Genomic DNA, 20,117 nt, shown 5'->3' with positions numbered 1-20,117 from the left:
CTTGATAAGCACATATCCGTTATGTTTTTGTACTCTCAAGATTTAAGTAACTGTACAACGCCAATGATATTGATGTCGGAGGTTTTTGTACTCTCAAGATTTAAGTAACTGTACAACAACTCGACAAGTGTTGTTCTGGCCGCTTCTGTTTTTGTACTCTCAAGATTTAAGTAACTGTACAACGTATTCGCACTCGCTCGTTTACTGGGAGAGTTTTTGTACTCTCAAGATTTAAGTAACTGTACAACCTTGATAAGCAACCGTATATCTGGCAACTTGTTTTTGTACTCTCAAGATTTAAGTAACTGTACAACATCTTGGACATCGCAAGTTCCTGCGCTTATGTTTTTGTACTCTCAAGATTTAAGTAACTGTACAACACCTCATGCTTGAAGATGGCCGATTGGCTGAAAAAGAAAGTTTCAACATCGAGCCTGACGGATTGATCACTACAAAATAATTTTTTAAAAATAGAAAGGAAATTTTCTAAAATATTGTTCGAATTGTAACCGCAGGCTCAGGCTTGCGGGCTTTTTTGTTTGCAATAATAAAAGCAGTGACGGAAATCACTGCTTATCAGCTGTAGCAAATTCATAAAGTTTTTCTGCTGTGAGAAGTGCCATTTTGTCCATGCTTGTTTTTCCTTTTCTGAGGTCAGAAACGGTAGTCCATGGCACACCGGCACCTTGTGAAATAGCAGATGTAGAAATAGAACTATTAAGTAATTCTTGAATAATTTTTCTCATATTTTTCTTTACCTCAATTTTTATCTTAATCATATTATATAACGGAGAACCGAGATGTCAAGTGTTTTGATAAATTATTTCTAATTCTAAGATGAAATAGATAAAACCCGCTCAGTTGAGCGGGTTTCGTCTATTCTTACTTTTTTACAATACCCACGTACGGATGGCATGGGCAACGCCAGATTCATCATTTGTTTTAGTGATGTATTTGGCGATTTTTTTGAGTTCTGGATTTCCGTTTTCCATGACTACAGGGTTGCCAACGACTTCCAGCATGGTACGGTCATTTTCTTCGTCTCCGATTGCCATGGTTTCATCTGTGGTCAATCCGAGTTTTTCAGCTAGGTGAGTGATGGCTGAACCCTTGTCTACATTCTTTTTAAGGAGTTCGAGGTAGAAAGGAGCAGATTTGTTGATGGAGTAGCGTTCGTAAAATTCTGCTGGTATCTTTTCAATCGCAACGTCGAGAATTTTCGGTTCATCGATAAACATACACTTGACGATTTCCTTGTCAGCCATTTCTTCAGGAGTGCGGTAAAAGATAGGCATGTTGACGAGGGTTGATTCGTGCACTGTGTATTTTCCGATATTGCGATTGGCAGTATAGATACCGTCCTTGGTAATAGCGTGCATGTGGACACCGAGTTTGCGACTGAGAAATTCCATATCGAGATAGTCCTCATAGGCTAAAGATTCGCTGATAATCTCATGGCCAGTAGCAGTTTCTTGGACAAGGGCACCGTTGAAGGTTACCACATAGTCACCCTTGTCTCTCAACTGCAAGTCGTCCAGAAGTTTAGCAACACCTGCGATAGGGCGGCCAGTTGCAATCACGACTTTGACGCCAGCTTGTTTGGCATCTTGGATGGCAGAAAAGACTTCAGGAGTGATTTCCTTTTTACTGTTAACCAGGGTACCATCGATATCGACAGCGATTAGTTTAATACTCATAAATTTCCTCTTCTAGTTTTTATTTGGGGTAAAATGATCGTTCTCAATCAAGTGTAAAAATTGCTGGGTGATACTTGCGAAGATGCTATTTTGATCCAACATTTCTTTTGGAAAATAGAAACGATTGTCACCGTGGCGGCTGCCAGCAAGGGATTGGACGATAGGGGACAGGCTAGATAGTTCTGCCAGTTCACCATTTTTTTGTAAAATCTCAATCTGTGTCCTTGGATTTTCAGATTCGGGTCGATAGATATCATAAGGTAGGTCAAAGTTCTTATGAATAGCAGTATAGTAGTCTGGATCAAAACCGATATCTTCAACCAGTTGTCTCATGGTTGCGAGTTGGTCTTGGTCTTTTTCTGAAAAAGTAATGGATTTAAAGACCTTGCGGTTGACAAAGCGTTGCGACAAGTCGGCTAGTATCTTGTCAGGACTAGTCATCCAGAGCTGGAAGTAGGTATTCATCACGCCATCATCCAGAGCTAGATAGTCAGATAGAGTAACTTTCTTTTCAAAAAAAGGTAGCAAATGAGGAGAAGTTCGTGCAAAGAAATCTTTGTCTTCAGGATAGAGTTCCTTAGCGCGTTTGAGGAGATTTTGTAGGAGAACTTCCATGGCCCGTGTTGCTGGGTGGAAATAAACCTGCATATACATCTGGTAGCGGCTGAGAACATAGTCTTCGATGGCATGCATACCATTGCGCTGAAAGGCGATACCATTTTCGACAGGACGAATCACTCGGAGGATGCGAGTCAGGTCAAATTCCCCATAAGATGCTCCTGTAAAATAGGAGTCGCGCAAGAGATAGTCCATGCGGTCTGCATCAATCTGACTGGAAATGAGCTGTACGACCTGCTTGTTAGGGTAGGTATGATCGATGACACTAGCCACCTTTTTGGGGAAATCAGGTGCTACTTGTAGCAGGACTTGGTGAATCTCTGTCTCAGGACTTTGGATGATTTCCTGGGTAATGGCCTCATGATCTGTATCAAAGAGATGTTCAAAAGTATGGGAGTAGGCACCATGCCCGAGGTCATGAAGGAGCGCAGCGGTCATGGTCAAGAGAGACTCAGCAGGATCCCATTCTTTAGGATATTTTTCTTCAAAAATCTCCGTGATACGTCGAGCAATCTCATAGACTCCCAAACAGTGGGAAAAGCGACTGTGCTCACCACCATGGAAGGTATAACTGGAAGTCCCTAGCTGTTTGATACGGCGAAGACGTTGAAATTCTTTTGTATTGATCAAGTCATAGATGACCTGATTGTTTACATGGATGTAGTTGTGAACTGGGTCACGGAATACTTTTTCGTTCATATGACCATTATAGCAAAAAGCTAGAGTTTTTGGTAAAATAGTAGGACAAGAGAGAAGAAAGAGGACCTGATGTGAAGATTCGGATGCGAAATAGGATTCAGTTTGATGAACAGTTGGAAGTCATTGACCAACTCTATGACGTGGAGGTGCGTGAAAAGGGAGATTATCGCTATCTGCTTTTCTACAATGAGGGAAAGGAAAAAGTGGTTCTCAAGTTTCATAGTCAAGAACTGGTGATGACCCGTTTCTCGAGTCCCAAGACCGTCATGCATTTTCTAAAGGATAGTGATAGTTTGGCCTATATTCCTACTCCAATGGGGATGCAGGAGTTCATCATTCAAACAAGTCACTACAAACTGGATGGACAAAAGATTGAGCTAGCCTATCAACTACAAAATCCAGAGGGACACCCTTTTGCCAGCTATCAATTGGAAATTACTTGGGGATAAGAAAAAGGTTGGTGTGAGCCAACCTTATTTGATATAGAGTTCTTGGTTTTTTAGGACAATTTCACCTACACTTGCGAATTTCTTGAGTTTTTTAAGTTCTTCAGGATGGGTTACGAGAGTGATAACATAGCCCTCTTTACCCATGCGACCTGTACGACCAGCGCGGTGAGTGTAAGTTTCGATATCTCTGGGAATATCAAAGTTTATGACACATTCTAGACTATCGATATCAATTCCACGAGCCAGAAGGTCTGTTGCAAGAAGAAGAGTTAGTTGCTTGTCCTTAAACTTTTCCAAGATAACTTTTCTAAACTTGACATTGACATCACTAGCGAGGGAAACAGCCAAGACATCTCGATATTGCAGTTTTTCTTCTGCACTTCCTAGATCTGACAAGCTGTTAAAGAAGACCAGACCACGGAAATCCTCTACATGAGCCAGCTTTCGTAGCATATCCACACGATGGCGTTGGTCCACCTGCATGTAGAAGTGTTGAATGTTGTCCAACTTTTGATCAGAAAGATCAATGGTGCGCGTGTTGGTAGCAATCTTTTCTTGGTCAAACTTGGTCGTCGCACTCATGTAGATGAGTTGGTGGTCACGAGGTGCGTAGTGAGTGATTTTCTCGACAAAGTGAATCTGAGAATCATCAAGCAATTGGTCAAATTCATCCAGAATGATGGTTTCCACATTCATCATCTTGATTTTTTTCAATTTAATCAACTCAAAGATACGGCCAGGAGTTCCAATCAGAATTTCTGGTCCTTTTTTTAGGCGTTCAATCTGACGTTTCTGACTCGAACCTGATAAGAAGAGCTGAGCAGTCAAGCCGATAGCCTCTGCCCACGTTTTACATACATCAAAAATCTGTCCAGCAAGTTCCGTATTTGGTGCTAGAATCAAGAGTTGCTGGGCTTTTTTCTTTTGTAGCCTGAGAAGGCTTGGCAGGAGGTAAGCGAGGGTCTTACCAGTTCCTGTTGGGCTCACTCCTAGGAGGTTTTCTCCAGCAAGAATAGGTTCAAATAGTTGAGTTTGAATGGGGGTGAATTCTTGGAAACCGAGTTGGTCACTTAGTTCTTGCCATTCAGTCGGTAGTTTGGTTTTCATTTTTCTGCCTCAAATCTAATGCCAGCAGTCTGGCGCATGGTATATAATAGGTCATGAACAGAACCTGCATCATCCAGCCAGTTCTGGTAAAGTGTCTGGTCTGGTTGCTGGATCATGTGTGCAAATGCAGCGACTTCCTCAGTCATCGTATGAGGAGCCTGTTGGATAGGGAGCTGGACTTGATTTCCTCGGTGGTCGGTAAAAATAGCTGAGCGGACATGCTCAATCGTGTTAAGGGTCAAGGTTCCATCTACTGTATAAATCTCGCAAGGAAGATTGGAAGTGATGTTTTTCCCAGCTTTAATGTGAACTTGAAAGTCAGGGTAGAAGAGGATACCGTCGCCATTTAGGTCAATGCTATTGTCAAGCTGTTGAGCCTGATAAGTCGCGTCCTGAGCCTTCCCAAAGAGACGAACAGCGGCATAGATAGGATAAATCCCCAAATCCATAAGGGCTCCACCAGCAAAACGATCTGAAAAGACATTTGGCGTCTCCCCAGCCAACAAATCCGGCATCTTGGAAGAATACTTGGCATAGTTGAAATCTGCTCCCAGCACTTGCTTGTCTGCTAAAAAGTTTTTGATAGTGGTAAAGGCTTCCTCGTGGTAATTACGAGCTGCCTCAAAGATAAAACAGTGATTTTTCTCAGCCGTTTGAATCAGATTAAGCCATTCTTGTGGCTGAGTGACAGCTGGTTTTTCAAGAATGACGTGCTTACCAGTAGACAAGGCAACCTTGGCTTGTACAAAATGCAAGGAGTTTGGACTGGCGATATAGACTACATCAAAGGAAGACTTAAAGAAGTCTTCTAATTGATCAAAGAGTTTGATATCTTGATAACGAGAAGCAAAGGTTGCGGCAGTTTCTAGTTTTCTAGAGTAGACAGCAACCAGCTGGTATTGGCCACTGGTATGGGCTGCCTCTATGAAGTGATGGCTGATAGCCCCTGTTCCGATGACACCTAATTTAAGCATAAATACTCCTTTTCCGACTTCAATTCCTTCCTTCATTATATCATAGAAAAGAAGGACTATCCAACAGATGGTAAAAATTTTCAAATGGACTACGCATTTTTAGGAGAAAGTGGTACAATATTTAGATAAGTAGATGAAATGAAAAGGGGGAAAAAATGAGATTATTACCAATAAGAAAAATATCACGTCAGTCTAAGAGACTAGCGCTTTTTTTGACTTTTTGTGCAGGATATGTAGATGCCTACACCTTTATCGTGCGAGGAAATACCCTTGTGGCAGGACAGACTGGGAATGTGGTTTTTCTATCAGTAGGACTCATTCAACACAATGTGTCAGATGCCAGTGCCAAAGTAATGACCTTGCTAGCTTTTATGATGGGAGTCCTTTTATTAACTGTTTATAAGGAAAAATTGAGAATTGTTAAAAAGCCAATTTTGTCCGTAATTCCACTTGCAGTCTTGTCCCTAATTATTGGCTTTGTGCCGCAAACTGTAGAGAATATCTATCTCGTACCGCCATTGGCCTTCTGTATGGGACTGGTGACAACTGCTTTTGGAGAAGTATCAGGGATTGCCTATAATAATGCTTTTATGACTGGGAATATTAAACGTACCATGTTGGCTTTTGGTGATTATTTCCGGACCAAGCATACGCCTTTCCTACGAGAGGGCTTGATTTTTGTTAGCTTGCTTAGCAGTTTTGTCTTCGGAGTTGTTTTTTCAGCTTATTTGACGATTTATTATCAGGAAAAGACAATTCTAGGTATTCCCCTTATGATGAGTATCTTTTACTTCAGTATGCTTTTTGCTTCTTGGAGAAAAAAAGGAGAGAAAAAACTTAATTTTAATTGATTTTACTTGTAAGAAAAAAGAAGATATGCTATAATCGAAGAGTTGACTATGCACAGTCCTGTGCAACCGCACGAACATCGTTGCTCATCGTATACAAAATTTAAACTTTGTTATACTTAGAGCTCTTCTTTTAAGTGGTTCGTCCCACGATGCTAGGCGAGTCTTCACAAAAATACGGGGAAACCCTAAAAATCATAGGAGGTGCATAATGAGCACATACGCAATTATCAAAACTGGCGGAAAACAAGTTAAAGTTGAAGTTGGTCAAGCAGTTTACGTTGAAAAATTGAACGTTGAAGCTGGTCAAGAAGTTACTTTTAACGAAGTTGTTCTTGTTGGTGGTGAAAACACTGTTGTCGGAACTCCACTTGTTGCTGGAGCTACTGTAGTTGGAACTGTTGAAAAACAAGGAAAACAAAAGAAAGTTGTTACTTACAAGTACAAACCTAAAAAAGGTAGCCACCGCAAACAAGGTCACCGTCAACCATATACAAAAGTTGTCATCAACGCGATCAACGCTTAATTTTTAAGGAGAACACATGATACAAGCAGTCTTTGAGAGAGCCGAAGATGGCGAGCTGAGGAGTGCGGAAATTACTGGACACGCCGAAAGTGGCGAATACGGCTTAGATGTCGTGTGTGCATCGGTTTCTACGCTTGCCATTAACTTTATCAATTCCATTGAGAAATTTGCAGGCTATGAACCAATCTTAGAATTAAACGAAGATGAAGGTGGCTATCTAAAGGTTGAAATACCAGCGGATCTTCCTTCGCACCAGAGAGAAATGACCCAGTTATTCTTCGAATCATTTTTCTTAGGTATGGCAAACTTATCGGAGAACTCTTCTGAGTTCGTCCAAACCAGAGTTATCACAGAAAACTAACACGGAGGAAAACATTATGTTAAAAATGACTCTTAACAACTTGCAACTTTTCGCCCACAAAAAAGGTGGAGGTTCTACATCAAACGGACGTGATTCACAAGCGAAACGTCTTGGAGCTAAAGCAGCTGATGGACAAACTGTAACAGGTGGATCAATCCTTTACCGTCAACGTGGTACACACATCTACCCAGGTGTAAACGTTGGACGTGGTGGAGACGATACTTTGTTCGCTAAAGTTGAAGGCGTAGTACGCTTTGAACGTAAAGGACGCGATAAAAAACAAGTTTCTGTTTATCCAATCGCAAAATAAAAAGGTTCAGTGAACCTTTTTATCCCGAGCCTTGAAATGTAAAGGCGAGGAAGCTAGAAGTAGCATAAAATAGGCTTTCCGAGTTTTCGGAGAGCCTATTTTTTTGTTTTGATACCCATAATTCTTTGTTACTAGTGTAGATGAAATTTATGAGTGGCATTATTTTTCCTCGGTGGAAAACTTCTAAAATATGGTATAATGAACAGATAGAGAAGTTGGGGGTAGAAGATGAATATTCAACAATTACGCTATGTTGTGGCCATTGCCAATAGTGGTACTTTCCGTGAAGCTGCTGAAAAGATGTATGTTAGTCAGCCGAGTCTGTCTATTTCTGTGCGCGATTTGGAAAAAGAGTTAGGCTTTAAGATTTTCCGTCGGACGAGTTCAGGAACGTTTTTGACACGTCGCGGTATGGAATTTTATGAGAAAGCGCAAGAATTGGTCAAGGGCTTTGATGTTTTTCAAAATCAGTATGCTAATCCTGAGGAAGAAAAGGATGAATTTTCTATTGCCAGCCAGCACTATGACTTCTTGCCACCAACGATTACGGCCTTTTCAGAGGGTTATCCTGATTATAAGAACTTTCGTATTTTTGAGTCTACCACAGTTCAAATATTAGACGAAGTAGCCCAAGGACACAGTGAGATTGGGATTATCTACCTCAACAATCAAAATCAAAAAGGAATTATGCAACGGGTTGAAAAGTTAGGTCTTGAAGTCATTGAGTTGATTCCTTTTCATACCCATATCTATCTGCGTGAAGGTCATCCCTTGGCGGACAAAGAAGAACTGGTCATGGAGGACCTAGCAGATTTACCAACGGTTCGTTTTACTCAGGAAAAGGATGAGTATCTATACTATTCAGAGAACTTTGTCGACACAAGCGCGAGCTCGCAGATGTTCAATGTGACCGACCGTGCTACTTTGAATGGTATTTTGGAGCGGACGGATGCCTATGCGACAGGTTCAGGATTTTTAGATAGTGACAGTGTCAATGGCATCACAGTCATTCGTCTCAAGGATAATCTAGATAATCGCATGGTCTACGTCAAACGGGAAGAGGTGGAGCTTAGCCAAGCTGGGACTCTTTTCGTTGAGGTTATGCAAGAATATTTTGATCAAAAGAGGAAGTCATGAAAAAAAGAGGAATAGTAGCAGTCATTGTACTGCTTTTGATTGGGCTGGATCAGTGGGTTAAAGCCTATGTTCTCCAGCAGATTCCACTGGGTGAAGTTCGTTCGTGGATCCCCAATCTTGTTAGCTTGACCTACCTGCAAAATCGTGGGGCAGCCTTCTCCATGCTACAAGATCAGCAGTGGTTATTTGCTGTCATTACACTGATCGTCATGGTAGGTGCCATTTGGTATTTACATAAACACATGGAGGATTCTCTCTGGTTGGTTTTTGGACTGACCCTGATAATAGCGGGAGGTCTGGGCAACTTTATCGACAGAATGAGTCAAGGTTTTGTGGTGGATATGTTTCACTTAGACTTTATCAACTTTGCGATTTTCAATGTTGCTGACAGCTATTTGACAGTTGGTGTGATTGTTTTATTGATTGCAATGCTTAAAGAGGAAGTAAATGGAAATAAAAATTGAAACTGGGGGGCAACGTCTAGACAAGGCTCTGTCGGACCTGACAGAATTGTCACGTAGTCTCGCGAATGAACAAATCAAGGCTGGACAAGTTTTGGTGAATGGGCAAGCCAAGAAAGCAAAATACACTGTCCAAGAGGGCGATGTGGTCACTTATCATGTGCCAGAACCAGAGGTTTTAGAATATGTAGCTGAGAATTTGCCACTCGAAATCATCTACCAAGATGAGGACGTAGCCGTCGTTAACAAGCCTCAAGGGATGGTGGTTCATCCCAGCGCCGGTCATACCAGTGGAACCTTGGTCAATGCCCTCATGTACCATATCAAGGACTTATCAGGTATCAATGGGGTTCTGCGTCCAGGTATCGTTCACCGCATTGACAAGGACACATCTGGTCTCCTTATGATTGCTAAGAATGACGAGGCCCACTTGGCACTTGCCCAAGAACTCAAGGATAAGAAGTCTCTCCGCAAATACTGGGCGATTGTTCATGGCAATCTTCCCAATGATCGTGGTGTGATTGAAGCGCCGATTGGTCGTAGTGAAAAAGACCGTAAGAAACAGGCTGTAACTGCTAAAGGGAAGCCTGCAGTAACGCGTTTCCACGTCTTAGAACGTTTTGGTGATTATACTTTAGTGGAGTTGCAACTGGAAACAGGGCGTACCCACCAAATTCGTGTTCATATGGCTTATATTGGCCATCCGGTCGCTGGTGATGAGGTCTATGGTCCTCGAAAAACGCTGAAAGGACATGGACAATTTCTCCATGCTAAGACTCTAGGTTTTACCCATCCGAGAATAGGTGAAACCTTGGAGTTCACAGCAGATATTCCAGAAATTTTTAAGGAAACGCTGGAAAGATTGCGCAAAAATGAGAATAGATAAAAGAGTTGAGATGCCTTGTCTCAACCTTTTTCATTTCAAGTCTTTTCTATTTTAAAGTATTCATGTTATAATGGATAAATATGAAGAATCGGAGTGAGAATATGAAGTACAAACGAATCGTCTTTAAGGTGGGGACCTCCTCCTTGACAAATGAAGACGGGAGTTTATCAAGAAGCAAAGTAAAGGCAATTACCCAGCAATTGGCTATGCTGCATGAGGCTGGACATGAGTTGATTTTAGTGTCATCTGGGGCAGTAGCTGCTGGATTTGGAGCTTTGGGTTTTAAAAAACGTCCGACCAAGATTGCAGATAAGCAGGCTTCGGCTGCAGTAGGACAAGGTTTGCTCCTAGAAGAATACACAACCAACCTCCTCATGCGCCAAATCGTCTCTGCGCAAATCTTGCTGACACAGGATGATTTTGTAGATAAACGTCGTTATAAGAACGCCCACCAGGCTTTGTCTGTATTGCTTCATCGTGGAGCCATTCCAATCATCAACGAGAATGACAGTGTCGTTATTGATGAGCTCAAGGTTGGGGACAATGATACTCTGAGTGCTCAGGTAGCGGCTATGGTACAAGCAGATCTCTTAGTTCTCTTAACGGATGTAGACGGTCTCTATACTGGAAATCCCAACTCAGATCCAAGAGCTAAACGTCTTGAGAAAATCGAGACTATCAATCGTGAGATTATTGATATGGCTGATGGAGCAGGTTCGTCTAATGGTACAGGTGGCATGTTGACTAAGATCAAGGCGGCTACGATCGCGACGGAGTCGGGTGTGCCAGTCTATATCTGCTCGTCTATGAAATCAGATGCCTTGATTGAGGCAGCGGAGGAGACCAAGGATGGTTCCTTCTTTGTTGCGCAAGAGAAGGGACTTCGTACCCAGAAACAATGGCTGGCCTTCTATGCTCAAAGTCAGGGAACGATTTGGGTAGATGGTGGAGCTGCAGAGGCACTTTCAAAAAACGGGAAAAGTCTCCTTTTATCAGGCGTTGTAGAAGTGGAAGGGGATTTCTCTTACCATGATATTGTCACAGTAGCAGATAAAGAAACAGGTCAATCTCTTGGAAAGGGACGTGTCCAATTTGGTGTCTCAGCCCTAGAAGATATGCTCCGTTTTCAAAAAGCTAAGGGAGTCTTGATTCACCGTGATGACTGGATTTCCATCACTCCTGAAATCCAGCTGCTCTTTACAGAATTTTAGAGGTGAACGATGGTAAGTACACAAGAACAATTTGAACAGGTACAAGCTGTTAAAAAATCGATTAACACAGCTAGTGAAATAGTGAAAAACCAAGCCTTGCTAGCTATGGCTGATCATTTATTGGCGGCTACTGAGGAGATTTTAGTGGCAAATGCCCTCGATATGGCAGCGGCCAAAGGGAAAATCTCAGATGTCATGCTAGACCGTCTTTATTTGGATGAGGGACGTATAGAAGCGATGGCAAGAGGGATTCGTGAAGTGGTTGCTTTACCAGATCCTATCGGTGAAGTCCTAGAAACAAGTCATCTTGAAAATGGTTTGGTTATTACCAAGAAGCGTGTGGCCATGGGAGTTATTGGGATTATCTATGAAAGTCGTCCAAATGTGACGTCTGATGCGGCTGCTTTGGCTCTCAAAAGTGGCAATGCGGTCGTTCTTCGTAGTGGTAAGGACGCCTACCAAACAGCTCATGCTATTGTTACAGCCTTGAAGAAGGGCTTGGAGACGACGACCATCCATCCAGAGGTGATTCAACTGGTGGAAGACACCAGCCGAGAAAGTAGCTATGCCATGATGAAGGCCAAGGGCTACCTAGACCTTCTCATTCCTCGTGGAGGCGCTGGCTTGATCAATGCTGTTGTTGAAAATGCTATCGTGCCTGTTATCGAGACAGGAACTGGGATTGTCCATGTCTATGTAGATAAGGATGCAGACGAAGACAAGGCACTATCGATTATCAACAATGCTAAAACCAGCCGTCCTTCTGTCTGCAATGCCATGGAGGTCTTGCTGGTTCATGAAGACAAGGCAGCAAGCTTCCTTCCTCGTTTGGAGCAAGTGCTGGTTGCAGAGCGTAAGGAAGCTGGACTGGAACCAATTCAATTTCGTTTGGATAGCACAGCAAGTCAGTTTGTTTCAGGTCGAGCAGCTGAGGCACAAGACTTTGACACCGAGTTTTTAGACTATATACTAGCGGTTAAGGTTGTGAGCAGTCTAGAAGAAGCGGTTGCGCATATTGAAGCCCACAGTACCCATCATTCGGATGCCATTGTGACGGAAAATGCTGCAACTGCAGCTTACTTTACAGATCAAGTGGACTCAGCAGCGGTTTATGTCAATGCCTCAACGCGTTTCACTGACGGGGGCCAGTTTGGACTTGGATGTGAGATGGGGATTTCTACTCAGAAACTGCATGCGCGTGGGCCTATGGGCTTGAAAGAGTTGACCAGCTACAAGTATGTGGTTACTGGGGACGGACAGATAAGGGAGTAAGAGATGAAGATTGGATTTATCGGTTTGGGGAATATGGGAGCTAGCTTGGCTAAGGCTGTTTTGCAGGCCAAGACGGGTGCTCAGATTCTCCTTGCCAATCGCAGTCAAGCGAAAGTAGATGCTTTCATCGCCAATTTCGGTGCTCAGGCTTCTAGCAATGAAGAAATTTTTGCAGAAGCTGATGTGATTTTTCTAGGAGTTAAGCCTGCTCAGTTTTCTGAACTGCTTTCTCAATACCAGACCATCCTTGAAAAAAGAGAAAGTCTTCTTTTGATTTCCATGGCAGCTGGATTGACTTTAGAAAAACTAGCAAGTCTTATCCCAAATCAACACAGAATTATTCGTATGATGCCAAATACTCCTGCTTCTATCGGTCAAGGAGTGATTAGCTATGCCTTGTCTCCTAATTGCAGGGTTGAGGACAGTGATCTCTTTTGTCAGCTTTTAACTAAGGCTGGTCTCTTGGTTGAACTAGGAGAAGGCTTAATCGACGCGGCGACAGGTCTTGCAGGTTGTGGACCAGCCTTTGTCTATCTCTTTATTGAGGCCTTGGCAGATGCAGGTGTTCAGACAGGATTACCACGAGAAATAGCATTGAAAATGGCAGCTCAAACTGTGGTAGGAGCTGGGCAATTGGTCCTTGAAAGTCAGCAACATCCTGGAGTATTGAAAGACCAAGTCTGTAGCCCAGGCGGTTCGACTATCGCTGGTGTAGCAAGCCTAGAAGCACATGCTTTTCGAGGAACAGTCATGGATGGAGTTCATCAAGCCTACAAACGAACACAAGAATTAGGTAAATAAGAGGTAGTTTTGTCTGCCTCTTTTATGGTGGCTGATACTCTTCGAAAATCAAATTCAAACTGCGTCAGCTTCACCTTGCCGTACTCAAGTACAGCCTGCGGCTAGCTTCCTAGTTTGCTCTTTGATTTTCATTGAGTATTAAATGAGAAGACAAAAAAGATTGTCACAAACCCCTATTTTTTGATAGAATAGAAGTAGTAAAAAAGAAATGAGTTAGACATGTCAAAAGGATTTTTAGTCTCTCTTGAGGGACCAGAGGGAGCAGGAAAGACCAGTGTTTTAGAGGCTCTGCTACCAATTTTAGAGGAAAAAGGGGTAGAGGTGCTGACGACCCGTGAACCTGGCGGAGTCTTGATTGGGGAGAAGATTCGGGAAGTGATTTTGGACCCAAGTCATACTCAGATGGATCCTAAAACGGAACTCCTTCTCTATATCGCCAGTCGCAGACAGCACTTGGTGGAAAAAGTTCTCCCTGCCCTTGAAGCTGGCAAGTTGGTCATTATGGATCGCTTCATCGATAGTTCTCTTGCCTATCAGGGATTTGGTCGTGGCTTGAATATTGACGCCATTGATTGGCTCAATCAGTTTGCGACAGATGGCCTTAAACCCGATTTGACCCTCTATTTTGACATCGAGGTGGAAGCAGGACTGGCTCGCATTGCTGCTAATAGCAATCGTGAGGTCAATCGTTTGGACTTAGAAGGTTTGGACTTGCATAAAAAAGTCCGTCAAGGTTACCTTTCTCTTCTGGACAAAGAAGGAAATCGCATAGTCAAGATTGATGCGAGTCTTCCTTTGGAGCAAGTTGTGGAAACTACCAAGGCTGTCTTGTTTGACAGAATGGGCTTGGCCAAATGAAACAAGATCAACTAAAAGATTGGCAACCAGACCAGTTTGACCGCTTTGTTCGTATCCTAGAACAAGACCAGCTCAATCATGCCTATCTCTTTTCAGGTTTCTTTGGAAGCTTGGAAATGGCGCAGTTTTTGGCTAAGAGCCTCTTTTGTACGGATAAAGTAGGCGTTTTACCATGTGAGAAATGCCGAAATTGTAAGCTGATTGAACTGGGAGAATTTCCCGATGTCACTTTGATTAAGCCAGTCAATCAGGTCATCAAGACAGAACGGATTCGAGAATTGGTGGGCCAGTTTTCCCAAGCAGGGATTGAAAGTCAGCAACAGGTCTTTATTATCGAGCAAGCTGAGAAAATGCATCCTAATGCAGCCAATTCTCTGCTCAAGGTCATCGAAGAACCCCAGAGCGAGGTTTATATTTTCTTCTTGACCAGCGATGAGGAAAAGATTTTACCGACAATCCGCAGTCGAACCCAGATTTTCCACTTTAAAAAGCAAGAAGAGAAGCTCATCCATCAATTAGAACAAGCAGGTCTGGTCAAGAAAAAAGCAACTCTTTTAGCCCAGTTTAGTCAATCGCGAGCTGAAGCAGAAAAGTTAGCCAATCAGGCAAGTTTTTGGATCTTGGTTGATGAAAGTGAACGCCTGCTGACTTGGTTAGTAGCTAAGAAAAAAGAAAGTTATTTGCAAGTTGCCAAACTAGCTAGCTTGGCAGATGATAAGGAAAAACAAGATCAGGTTTTACGGATTCTTGAAGTCCTCTGTGGACAAGATATCCTACAAGCAAGAGTAAGAGTGATTCTACAAGATTTGCTAGAAGCTAGAAAAATGTGGCAAGCTAATGTCAGCTTTCAAAATGCCATGGAATATCTGGTCTTGAAAGAAATGTAAACTCAAAAATGAACGATAAAGAAAGGAAAGGGCTGTTTTATGGACAAAAAAGAATTATTTGACGCGCTGGATGATTTTTCCCAACAGTTATTGGTAACCTTGGCCGATGTGGAAGCCATCAAGAAAAATCTCAAGAGCCTGGTAGAGGAAAATACAGCTCTTCGTTTGGAAAATAGTAAGTTGCGCGAACGCTTAGGTGAGGTGGAAGCAGATGCTCCCGTCAAGGCCAAGCATGTTCGTGAAAGCGTCCGTCGGATCTATAAGGACGGGTTTCACGTTTGTAATGATTTTTACGGCCAACGCCGAGAGCAGGACGAGGAATGTATGTTCTGTGACGAGTTGTTGTACAGGGAGTAGGCATGCAGATTCAAAAAAGTTTTAAGGGGCAGTCTTCCTATGGCAAGCTTTACCTTGTAGCAACGCCGATTGGCAATCTAGACGATATGACCTTTCGTGCCATCCAGACTCTAAAAGAAGTGGACTGGATTGCGGCTGAGGACACCCGTAATACGGGGCTTTTGCTCAAGCATTTTGATATTTCAACCAAACAGATCAGTTTTCACGAACACAATGCCAAGGAAAAAATTCCTGATTTGATTAGTTTTTTGAAAGCAGGGCAAAGTATTGCTCAAGTTTCTGACGCGGGTCTGCCTAGTATCTCGGACCCTGGTCATGATTTGGTCAAGGCAGCTATTGAGGAAGAAATCGCAGTTGTTACCGTTCCAGGTGCCTCTGCAGGAATTTCTGCCTTGATTGCCAGTGGCCTAGCGCCACAGCCACATATCTTTTACGGTTTCTTACCGAGAAAGTCTGGCCAGCAAAAGCAATTTTTCGACTTAAAAAAAGATTACCCAGAAACTCAGATTTTCTATGAATCCCCCCACCGTGTAGCGGATACGTTAGAAAATATGCTAGAAGTCTACGGTGATCGCTCGGTAGTCTTGGTCAGAGAATTGACTAAAATCTATGAAGAATACCAACGAGGAAAGATTTCAGAGCTACTAGAAAGCATCGCTGAAACGCCACTCAAGGGGGAATGCCTTCTCATCGTTGAAGGTGCCAGTCAAGATGTGGAGGAAAAGGACGAGGAGGACTTGTTTTCAGAAATCCAATCTCGTATCCAGCAAGGCATGAAGAAAAATCAAGCCATTAAGGAAGTTGCGAAACTCTACCAGTGGAATAAAAGTCAGCTCTACGCTGCCTACCACGATTGGGAAGAGAAACAATCCAACGACTAAACAGGGAAGTTTGCCTTCTTCCCTTTTTTTGTTATACTAGTAAAAGAAAAATTAGAAAGATTTGTGGGTGTCAAATAGTCTAGTAGCTTGTTTTTATTTGGACTTAGTTTCCACCCAAAGAGGTATTAGTGTCGTGTCTCAATCTTATATCAATGTTATCGGAGCAGGTTTGGCAGGTTCTGAAGCAGCCTACCAAATCGCAGAACGTGGTATTCCAGTTAAGCTCTATGAAATGCGTGGGGTCAAGTCAACACCTCAGCACAAAACAGACAATTTTGCTGAATTGGTTTGTTCCAATTCCTTACGTGGGGATGCTTTGACCAATGCAGTTGGGCTTCTTAAGGAAGAAATGCGTCGCTTGGGTTCGGTCATCTTGGAATCTGCTGAGGCTACACGTGTTCCTGCAGGTGGTGCGCTTGCGGTGGACCGCGATGGTTTCTCAAAGATGGTGACTGAGAAAGTAGCTAATCATCCCTTAATTGAGGTGGTTCGTGATGAAATTACAGAATTGCCAACTGACGTTATTACTGTTGTCGCTACTGGTCCTTTGACCAGCGATGCCCTAGCTGAGAAGATTCATGCCCTTAATGATGGGGATGGATTCTATTTCTATGACGCGGCGGCGCCAATTATTGACGTTAACACCATCGATATGAGTAAGGTCTATCTCAAATCTCGTTATGATAAGGGAGAGGCGGCCTACCTCAATGCTCCAATGACCAAGCAAGAGTTTATGGATTTTCATGAAGCCTTGGTCAATGCGGAAGAAGCACCGCTCAATTCGTTTGAAAAAGAAAAGTACTTTGAAGGTTGTATGCCTATCGAAGTCATGGCTAAGCGTGGCATTAAAACTATGCTTTATGGTCCGATGAAGCCAGTCGGTCTGGAGTATCCAGACGACTACACAGGCCCTCGAGATGGAGAATTTAAAACACCTTATGCGGTTGTCCAGCTCCGTCAGGACAATGCGGCTGGTAGCCTCTACAATATCGTCGGTTTCCAGACCCACCTCAAATGGGGAGAACAAAAGCGTGTCTTCCAAATGATTCCAGGTCTTGAAAATGCGGAGTTTGTCCGTTATGGGGTCATGCACCGCAATTCTTACATGGATTCACCAAATCTTCTCGAGCAAACCTATCGTTCTAAGAAACAGCCCAACCTCTTCTTTGCTGGTCAAATGACGGGTGTGGAAGGCTATGTTGAGTCAGCAGCCTCAGGCTTGGTTGCAGGTATTAACGCAGCTCGCCTCTTCAAGGGTGAAAGTGAAGCTATCTTCCCAGAGACCACAGCGATCGGAAGTCTAGCTCATTATATCACTCATGCGGACAGCAAACATTTCCAACCAATGAATGTCAATTTTGGGATTATCAAGGAATTGGATGGCGAGCGTATCCGTGATAAGAAGGCTCGTTATGAAAAAATTGCAGAGCGCGCCCTTACCGACTTAGAGGAATTTTTAACGGTCTAATTTTTTTGAAAGAATTGCTCATGATACTATAAAAATCTTAGAAATTGTGATAAAATAGGTAGGATAAAAAAAGGAGAGTAAAAATGGCGAATCCCAAGTATAAACGTATTTTAATCAAGTTATCAGGTGAAGCCCTTGCCGGTGAACGTGGCGTAGGGATTGATATCCAAACAGTTCAAACAATCGCAAAAGAGATTCAAGAAGTTCATAGCTTAGGTATCGAAATTGCCCTTGTTATTGGTGGAGGAAATCTCTGGCGTGGAGAACCTGCTGCAGAAGCTGGAATGGACCGCGTTCAGGCCGATTACACTGGAATGCTTGGGACCGTGATGAATGCTCTTGTGATGGCAGATTCATTGCAGCAAGTTGGCGTCGATACGCGTGTGCAAACTGCCATTGCTATGCAACAAGTGGCAGAACCTTACGTACGTGGACGTGCCCTTCGCCACCTTGAAAAAGGCCGTATCGTTATCTTTGGTGCCGGAATTGGTTCACCTTACTTCTCAACAGATACAACAGCGGCTCTTCGTGCAGCTGAAATCGAAGCAGATGCCATCCTTATGGCTAAAAATGGCGTAGATGGTGTTTACAATGCCGATCCTAAGAAAGACAAGACAGCTGTTAAGTTTGAAGAATTGACCCACCGTGACGTTATCAACAAAGGTCTTCGTATCATGGACTCAACAGCTTCAACCCTCTCTATGGACAACGACATTGACTTGGTTGTCTTTAACATGAACCAACCAGGCAACATCAAACGTGTCGTATTTGGTGAAAATATCGGAACAACAGTTTCAAATAATATCGAAGAAAAGGAATAAGAAAATTATGGCTAATGCAATTATAGAAAAAGCTAAAGAGAGAATGACCCAGTCTCACCAATCACTTGCTCGTGAATTTGGTGGTATCCGTGCCGGTCGTGCCAACGCAAGCTTGCTAGACCGTATCCACGTAGAATACTATGGAGTCGAAACTCCTCTTAACCAAATCGCTTCTATTACTATTCCAGAAGCGCGTGTTTTGTTGGTAACACCATTTGACAAGTCTTCATTGAAAGACATCGAACGTGCCTTGAACGCTTCTGACCTTGGTATTACACCAGCTAATGACGGTTCTGTGATCCGCTTGGTTATCCCAGCTCTTACAGAAGAAACTCGTCGTGACCTTGCCAAAGAAGTGAAGAAAGTCGGTGAGAATGCTAAAGTGGCTGTCCGTAACATCCGCCGCGACGCTATGGACGAAGCTAAAAAGCAAGAAAAAGCAAAAGAAATCACTGAAGACGAATTGAAGACTCTTGAAAAAGATATTCAAAAAGTAACAGATGATGCTGTGAAACACATCGACGACATGACTGCCAATAAAGAAAAAGAAATCTTGGAAGTCTAAAAATAAACAGAAAAACTCAGTTGGCATTGCTGGCTGAGTTTTATTCGAAAGAAGGAAATATGAATACAAATCTTGCAAGTTTTATCGTTGGACTCATCATCGATGAAAATGACCGTTTTTACTTTGTGCAAAAGGATGGTCAGACCTATGCTCTTGCCAAGGAAGAAGGTCAACATACAGTCGGGGATACGGTCAAAGGTTTTGCCTATACGGATATGAAGCAGAAACTCCGATTGACCACTTTAGAAGTGACTGCCACTCAGGACCAATTTGGTTGGGGAACGGTAACGGAAGTTCGTAAGGACTTGGGTGTTTTTGTCGATACCGGTCTGCCTGAAAAGGAGATCGTAGTGTCACTCGATATCCTCCCTGAGCTCAAGGAACTCTGGCCTAAGAAGGGCGATAGACTTTACATCCGCCTTGAAGTGGACAAGAAAGACCGCATCTGGGGACTCTTGGCGTATCAGGAAGACTTCCAACGTTTGGCGCGTCCTGCCTACAACAACATGCAGAACCAAAACTGGCCAGCTATTGTTTACCGCCTCAAGCTATCAGGGACCTTTGTCTATCTGCCAGAGAATAACATGCTTGGTTTCATTCACCCAAGTGAGCGCTACGCAGAGCCACGTTTGGGGCAAGTGCTAGATGCGCGTGTCATCGGTTTCCGTGAGGTGGATCGTACCTTGAACCTCTCCCTCAAACCACGTTCTTTTGAAATGTTGGAAAATGATGCCCAGATGATTTTGACCTACTTGGAAAGCAATGGCGGTTTCATGACCTTAAATGATAAGTCGTCTCCTGAGGATATCAAGGCAACCTTTGGAATTTCTAAAGGTCAGTTCAAGAAAGCACTCGGAGGCTTGATGAAGGCTGGCAAAATCAAGCAGGACCAGTTTGGGACAGAGTTGATTTAGGTCTTATAG

General features: G+C 43.1%; 24 protein-coding genes, 1 pseudogene, 1 CRISPR repeat array and 1 other annotated feature. Of the genes and pseudogenes, 19 read left to right on the top strand and 6 right to left on the bottom strand.

Translation table 11 applies throughout. The annotated features are described in order from the left end of the window. Window positions 1-23: 23 nt before the first annotated feature. A CRISPR array of direct repeats spans window positions 24-380; the repeat unit is 36 nt; unit sequence GTTTTTGTACTCTCAAGATTTAAGTAACTGTACAAC. Window positions 381-566: 186 nt separating this feature from the next. The 3 genes from HMPREF1516_RS02315 to HMPREF1516_RS02305 form a co-directional block, all read right to left on the bottom strand. Next, entirely contained in the window at window positions 567-746 is a 180-nt protein-coding gene (locus HMPREF1516_RS02315) for a hypothetical protein (protein ID WP_033584002.1), read from the bottom strand. 144 nt (window positions 747-890) lie between these two features. After that, window positions 891-1,697, bottom strand: a complete 807-nt coding sequence (yidA, locus tag HMPREF1516_RS02310; protein ID WP_033605702.1) for a sugar-phosphatase — start codon at window positions 1,695-1,697, stop codon at window positions 891-893. 12 nt (window positions 1,698-1,709) lie between these two features. Further along, window positions 1,710-3,014: an HD domain-containing protein gene (locus tag HMPREF1516_RS02305; protein ID WP_001003534.1), complete on the bottom strand. Its 1,305-nt coding sequence runs from the start codon at window positions 3,012-3,014 to the stop codon at window positions 1,710-1,712. Between the two features lie 71 nt (window positions 3,015-3,085). On the opposite strand from HMPREF1516_RS02305, the gene HMPREF1516_RS02300 reads away from it, so the two are divergent. Further along, window positions 3,086-3,463, top strand: a complete 378-nt coding sequence (locus HMPREF1516_RS02300; protein WP_084647627.1) for a DUF1934 domain-containing protein — start codon at window positions 3,086-3,088, stop codon at window positions 3,461-3,463. A gap of 24 nt (window positions 3,464-3,487) precedes the next feature. Here the strand turns inward: HMPREF1516_RS02300 and HMPREF1516_RS02295 are convergent, their stop codons facing one another. Both HMPREF1516_RS02295 and HMPREF1516_RS02290 read right to left on the bottom strand, forming a co-directional pair. Further along, window positions 3,488-4,570, bottom strand: coding sequence for a DEAD/DEAH box helicase (locus tag HMPREF1516_RS02295; protein WP_033605701.1), 1,083 nt, complete (start codon window positions 4,568-4,570; stop codon window positions 3,488-3,490). Then, entirely contained in the window at window positions 4,567-5,544 is a 978-nt protein-coding gene (locus tag HMPREF1516_RS02290; protein WP_000915909.1) for a Gfo/Idh/MocA family protein, read from the bottom strand. The genes HMPREF1516_RS02295 and HMPREF1516_RS02290 overlap by 4 nt, the downstream gene beginning before the upstream one ends. Window positions 5,545-5,699: 155 nt before the next feature. On the opposite strand from HMPREF1516_RS02290, the gene HMPREF1516_RS02285 reads away from it, so the two are divergent. The 4 genes from HMPREF1516_RS02285 to rpmA all read left to right on the top strand — a co-directional run bounded on the left by HMPREF1516_RS02285 (window position 5,700) and on the right by rpmA (window position 7,589). Next, entirely contained in the window at window positions 5,700-6,395 is a 696-nt protein-coding gene (locus tag HMPREF1516_RS02285) for a YoaK family protein (RefSeq protein ID WP_033605700.1), read from the top strand. 54 nt (window positions 6,396-6,449) lie between these two features. Beyond that, window positions 6,450-6,569, top strand: a sequence feature (ribosomal protein L21 leader region). A 34-nt stretch (window positions 6,570-6,603) separates the two neighbouring features. After that, on the top strand, window positions 6,604-6,918 hold the full coding sequence (rplU, locus tag HMPREF1516_RS02280) for a 50S ribosomal protein L21 (protein ID WP_000109141.1): 315 nt from the start codon (window positions 6,604-6,606) through the stop codon (window positions 6,916-6,918). A 16-nt stretch (window positions 6,919-6,934) separates the two neighbouring features. Further along, complete coding sequence (locus HMPREF1516_RS02275; RefSeq protein WP_000613697.1) at window positions 6,935-7,279, top strand: ribosomal-processing cysteine protease Prp; 345 nt, start codon at window positions 6,935-6,937, stop codon at window positions 7,277-7,279. Window positions 7,280-7,295: 16 nt separating this feature from the next. Further along, entirely contained in the window at window positions 7,296-7,589 is a 294-nt protein-coding gene (gene rpmA, locus HMPREF1516_RS02270; protein ID WP_000916509.1) for a 50S ribosomal protein L27, read from the top strand. Between the two features lie 164 nt (window positions 7,590-7,753). Here rpmA and HMPREF1516_RS10090 read toward each other — a convergent pair. Continuing rightward, window positions 7,754-7,825: pseudogene (locus tag HMPREF1516_RS10090) on the bottom strand (AraC family transcriptional regulator); the annotation flags it as partial. Between HMPREF1516_RS10090 and HMPREF1516_RS02265 the strand changes: the two are divergent. From HMPREF1516_RS02265 to cvfB, 14 genes are all read left to right on the top strand, one after another. Continuing rightward, window positions 7,818-8,726, top strand: coding sequence for a LysR family transcriptional regulator (locus HMPREF1516_RS02265; protein ID WP_033605699.1), 909 nt, complete (start codon window positions 7,818-7,820; stop codon window positions 8,724-8,726). The pseudogene HMPREF1516_RS10090 and the gene HMPREF1516_RS02265 sit on opposite strands and share 8 nt — an antisense overlap. After that, complete coding sequence (gene lspA, locus HMPREF1516_RS02260) at window positions 8,723-9,190, top strand: signal peptidase II (protein WP_000745691.1); 468 nt, start codon at window positions 8,723-8,725, stop codon at window positions 9,188-9,190. Before HMPREF1516_RS02265 ends, lspA begins: the two co-directional genes overlap by 4 nt. Continuing rightward, complete coding sequence (locus HMPREF1516_RS02255; protein WP_000403227.1) at window positions 9,174-10,073, top strand: RluA family pseudouridine synthase; 900 nt, start codon at window positions 9,174-9,176, stop codon at window positions 10,071-10,073. Before lspA ends, HMPREF1516_RS02255 begins: the two co-directional genes overlap by 17 nt. Window positions 10,074-10,174: 101 nt before the next feature. Next, window positions 10,175-11,284: a glutamate 5-kinase gene (gene proB / locus HMPREF1516_RS02250; protein ID WP_033605698.1), complete on the top strand. Its 1,110-nt coding sequence runs from the start codon at window positions 10,175-10,177 to the stop codon at window positions 11,282-11,284. 9 nt (window positions 11,285-11,293) lie between these two features. Then, entirely contained in the window at window positions 11,294-12,556 is a 1,263-nt protein-coding gene (locus HMPREF1516_RS02245) for a glutamate-5-semialdehyde dehydrogenase (RefSeq protein ID WP_000255284.1), read from the top strand. 3 nt (window positions 12,557-12,559) lie between these two features. Beyond that, a complete protein-coding gene (proC, locus tag HMPREF1516_RS02240; RefSeq protein WP_000689671.1) occupies window positions 12,560-13,357 on the top strand; it encodes a pyrroline-5-carboxylate reductase in 798 nt (265 codons plus the stop codon). 219 nt (window positions 13,358-13,576) lie between these two features. Further along, window positions 13,577-14,215 carry a dTMP kinase gene (gene tmk, locus HMPREF1516_RS02235; protein ID WP_000033367.1) on the top strand — a complete coding sequence of 213 codons (639 nt, stop codon included), beginning with the start codon at window positions 13,577-13,579 and terminating at the stop codon, window positions 14,213-14,215. Further along, the gene (locus tag HMPREF1516_RS02230) at window positions 14,212-15,102 is read left to right on the top strand and encodes a DNA polymerase III subunit delta' (RefSeq protein WP_033605697.1); all 891 of its coding nucleotides are present in this window, start codon (window positions 14,212-14,214) and stop codon (window positions 15,100-15,102) included. The genes tmk and HMPREF1516_RS02230 overlap by 4 nt, the downstream gene beginning before the upstream one ends. A gap of 39 nt (window positions 15,103-15,141) precedes the next feature. Further along, window positions 15,142-15,459 carry a DNA replication initiation control protein YabA gene (gene yabA / locus HMPREF1516_RS02225; RefSeq protein ID WP_000358227.1) on the top strand — a complete coding sequence of 106 codons (318 nt, stop codon included), beginning with the start codon at window positions 15,142-15,144 and terminating at the stop codon, window positions 15,457-15,459. A 2-nt stretch (window positions 15,460-15,461) separates the two neighbouring features. Then, the gene (gene rsmI / locus HMPREF1516_RS02220; protein ID WP_033605696.1) at window positions 15,462-16,340 is read left to right on the top strand and encodes a 16S rRNA (cytidine(1402)-2'-O)-methyltransferase; all 879 of its coding nucleotides are present in this window, start codon (window positions 15,462-15,464) and stop codon (window positions 16,338-16,340) included. Window positions 16,341-16,473: 133 nt separating this feature from the next. Then, window positions 16,474-17,808, top strand: a complete 1,335-nt coding sequence (gene trmFO / locus HMPREF1516_RS02215; RefSeq protein ID WP_033605695.1) for a methylenetetrahydrofolate--tRNA-(uracil(54)-C(5))-methyltransferase (FADH(2)-oxidizing) TrmFO — start codon at window positions 16,474-16,476, stop codon at window positions 17,806-17,808. Between the two features lie 83 nt (window positions 17,809-17,891). After that, complete coding sequence (gene pyrH, locus HMPREF1516_RS02210) at window positions 17,892-18,629, top strand: UMP kinase (RefSeq protein ID WP_000002996.1); 738 nt, start codon at window positions 17,892-17,894, stop codon at window positions 18,627-18,629. 7 nt (window positions 18,630-18,636) lie between these two features. Continuing rightward, window positions 18,637-19,194 carry a ribosome recycling factor gene (frr, locus tag HMPREF1516_RS02205; protein ID WP_033605694.1) on the top strand — a complete coding sequence of 186 codons (558 nt, stop codon included), beginning with the start codon at window positions 18,637-18,639 and terminating at the stop codon, window positions 19,192-19,194. A gap of 59 nt (window positions 19,195-19,253) precedes the next feature. After that, window positions 19,254-20,108 (top strand): RNA-binding virulence regulatory protein CvfB, encoded by an 855-nt coding sequence (gene cvfB, locus HMPREF1516_RS02200; RefSeq protein ID WP_001095462.1) that lies wholly within the window; start codon window positions 19,254-19,256, stop codon window positions 20,106-20,108. The last annotated feature ends 9 nt before the right edge of the window (window positions 20,109-20,117 follow it).

It is taken from the genome of Streptococcus sp. CM6, assembly GCF_000526095.1.
Classification (GTDB): domain Bacteria; phylum Bacillota; class Bacilli; order Lactobacillales; family Streptococcaceae; genus Streptococcus; species Streptococcus oralis_BW.
This window is presented reverse-complemented; position numbering and strand designations above follow the sequence as displayed.

What these genes read in the sequence shown, in the direction of transcription:
- HMPREF1516_RS02315 (WP_033584002.1), bottom strand. Translation starts at nt 746, where the DNA reads ATGAGAAAAATTATTCAAGAATTACTTAATAGTTCTATTTCTACATCT.
- yidA (WP_033605702.1), bottom strand. Translation starts at nt 1,697, where the DNA reads ATGAGTATTAAACTAATCGCTGTCGATATCGATGGTACCCTGGTTAAC.
- HMPREF1516_RS02305 (WP_001003534.1), bottom strand. Translation starts at nt 3,014, where the DNA reads ATGAACGAAAAAGTATTCCGTGACCCAGTTCACAACTACATCCATGTA.
- HMPREF1516_RS02295 (WP_033605701.1), bottom strand. Translation starts at nt 4,570, where the DNA reads ATGAAAACCAAACTACCGACTGAATGGCAAGAACTAAGTGACCAACTC.
- HMPREF1516_RS02290 (WP_000915909.1), bottom strand. Translation starts at nt 5,544, where the DNA reads ATGCTTAAATTAGGTGTCATCGGAACAGGGGCTATCAGCCATCACTTC.
- HMPREF1516_RS02285 (WP_033605700.1), top strand. Translation starts at nt 5,700, where the DNA reads ATGAGATTATTACCAATAAGAAAAATATCACGTCAGTCTAAGAGACTA.
- rplU (WP_000109141.1), top strand. Translation starts at nt 6,604, where the DNA reads ATGAGCACATACGCAATTATCAAAACTGGCGGAAAACAAGTTAAAGTT.
- HMPREF1516_RS02275 (WP_000613697.1), top strand. Translation starts at nt 6,935, where the DNA reads ATGATACAAGCAGTCTTTGAGAGAGCCGAAGATGGCGAGCTGAGGAGT.
- rpmA (WP_000916509.1), top strand. Translation starts at nt 7,296, where the DNA reads ATGTTAAAAATGACTCTTAACAACTTGCAACTTTTCGCCCACAAAAAA.
- HMPREF1516_RS02265 (WP_033605699.1), top strand. Translation starts at nt 7,818, where the DNA reads ATGAATATTCAACAATTACGCTATGTTGTGGCCATTGCCAATAGTGGT.
- lspA (WP_000745691.1), top strand. Translation starts at nt 8,723, where the DNA reads ATGAAAAAAAGAGGAATAGTAGCAGTCATTGTACTGCTTTTGATTGGG.
- HMPREF1516_RS02255 (WP_000403227.1), top strand. Translation starts at nt 9,174, where the DNA reads ATGGAAATAAAAATTGAAACTGGGGGGCAACGTCTAGACAAGGCTCTG.
- proB (WP_033605698.1), top strand. Translation starts at nt 10,175, where the DNA reads ATGAAGTACAAACGAATCGTCTTTAAGGTGGGGACCTCCTCCTTGACA.
- HMPREF1516_RS02245 (WP_000255284.1), top strand. Translation starts at nt 11,294, where the DNA reads ATGGTAAGTACACAAGAACAATTTGAACAGGTACAAGCTGTTAAAAAA.
- proC (WP_000689671.1), top strand. Translation starts at nt 12,560, where the DNA reads ATGAAGATTGGATTTATCGGTTTGGGGAATATGGGAGCTAGCTTGGCT.
- tmk (WP_000033367.1), top strand. Translation starts at nt 13,577, where the DNA reads ATGTCAAAAGGATTTTTAGTCTCTCTTGAGGGACCAGAGGGAGCAGGA.
- HMPREF1516_RS02230 (WP_033605697.1), top strand. Translation starts at nt 14,212, where the DNA reads ATGAAACAAGATCAACTAAAAGATTGGCAACCAGACCAGTTTGACCGC.
- yabA (WP_000358227.1), top strand. Translation starts at nt 15,142, where the DNA reads ATGGACAAAAAAGAATTATTTGACGCGCTGGATGATTTTTCCCAACAG.
- rsmI (WP_033605696.1), top strand. Translation starts at nt 15,462, where the DNA reads ATGCAGATTCAAAAAAGTTTTAAGGGGCAGTCTTCCTATGGCAAGCTT.
- pyrH (WP_000002996.1), top strand. Translation starts at nt 17,892, where the DNA reads ATGGCGAATCCCAAGTATAAACGTATTTTAATCAAGTTATCAGGTGAA.
- frr (WP_033605694.1), top strand. Translation starts at nt 18,637, where the DNA reads ATGGCTAATGCAATTATAGAAAAAGCTAAAGAGAGAATGACCCAGTCT.
- cvfB (WP_001095462.1), top strand. Translation starts at nt 19,254, where the DNA reads ATGAATACAAATCTTGCAAGTTTTATCGTTGGACTCATCATCGATGAA.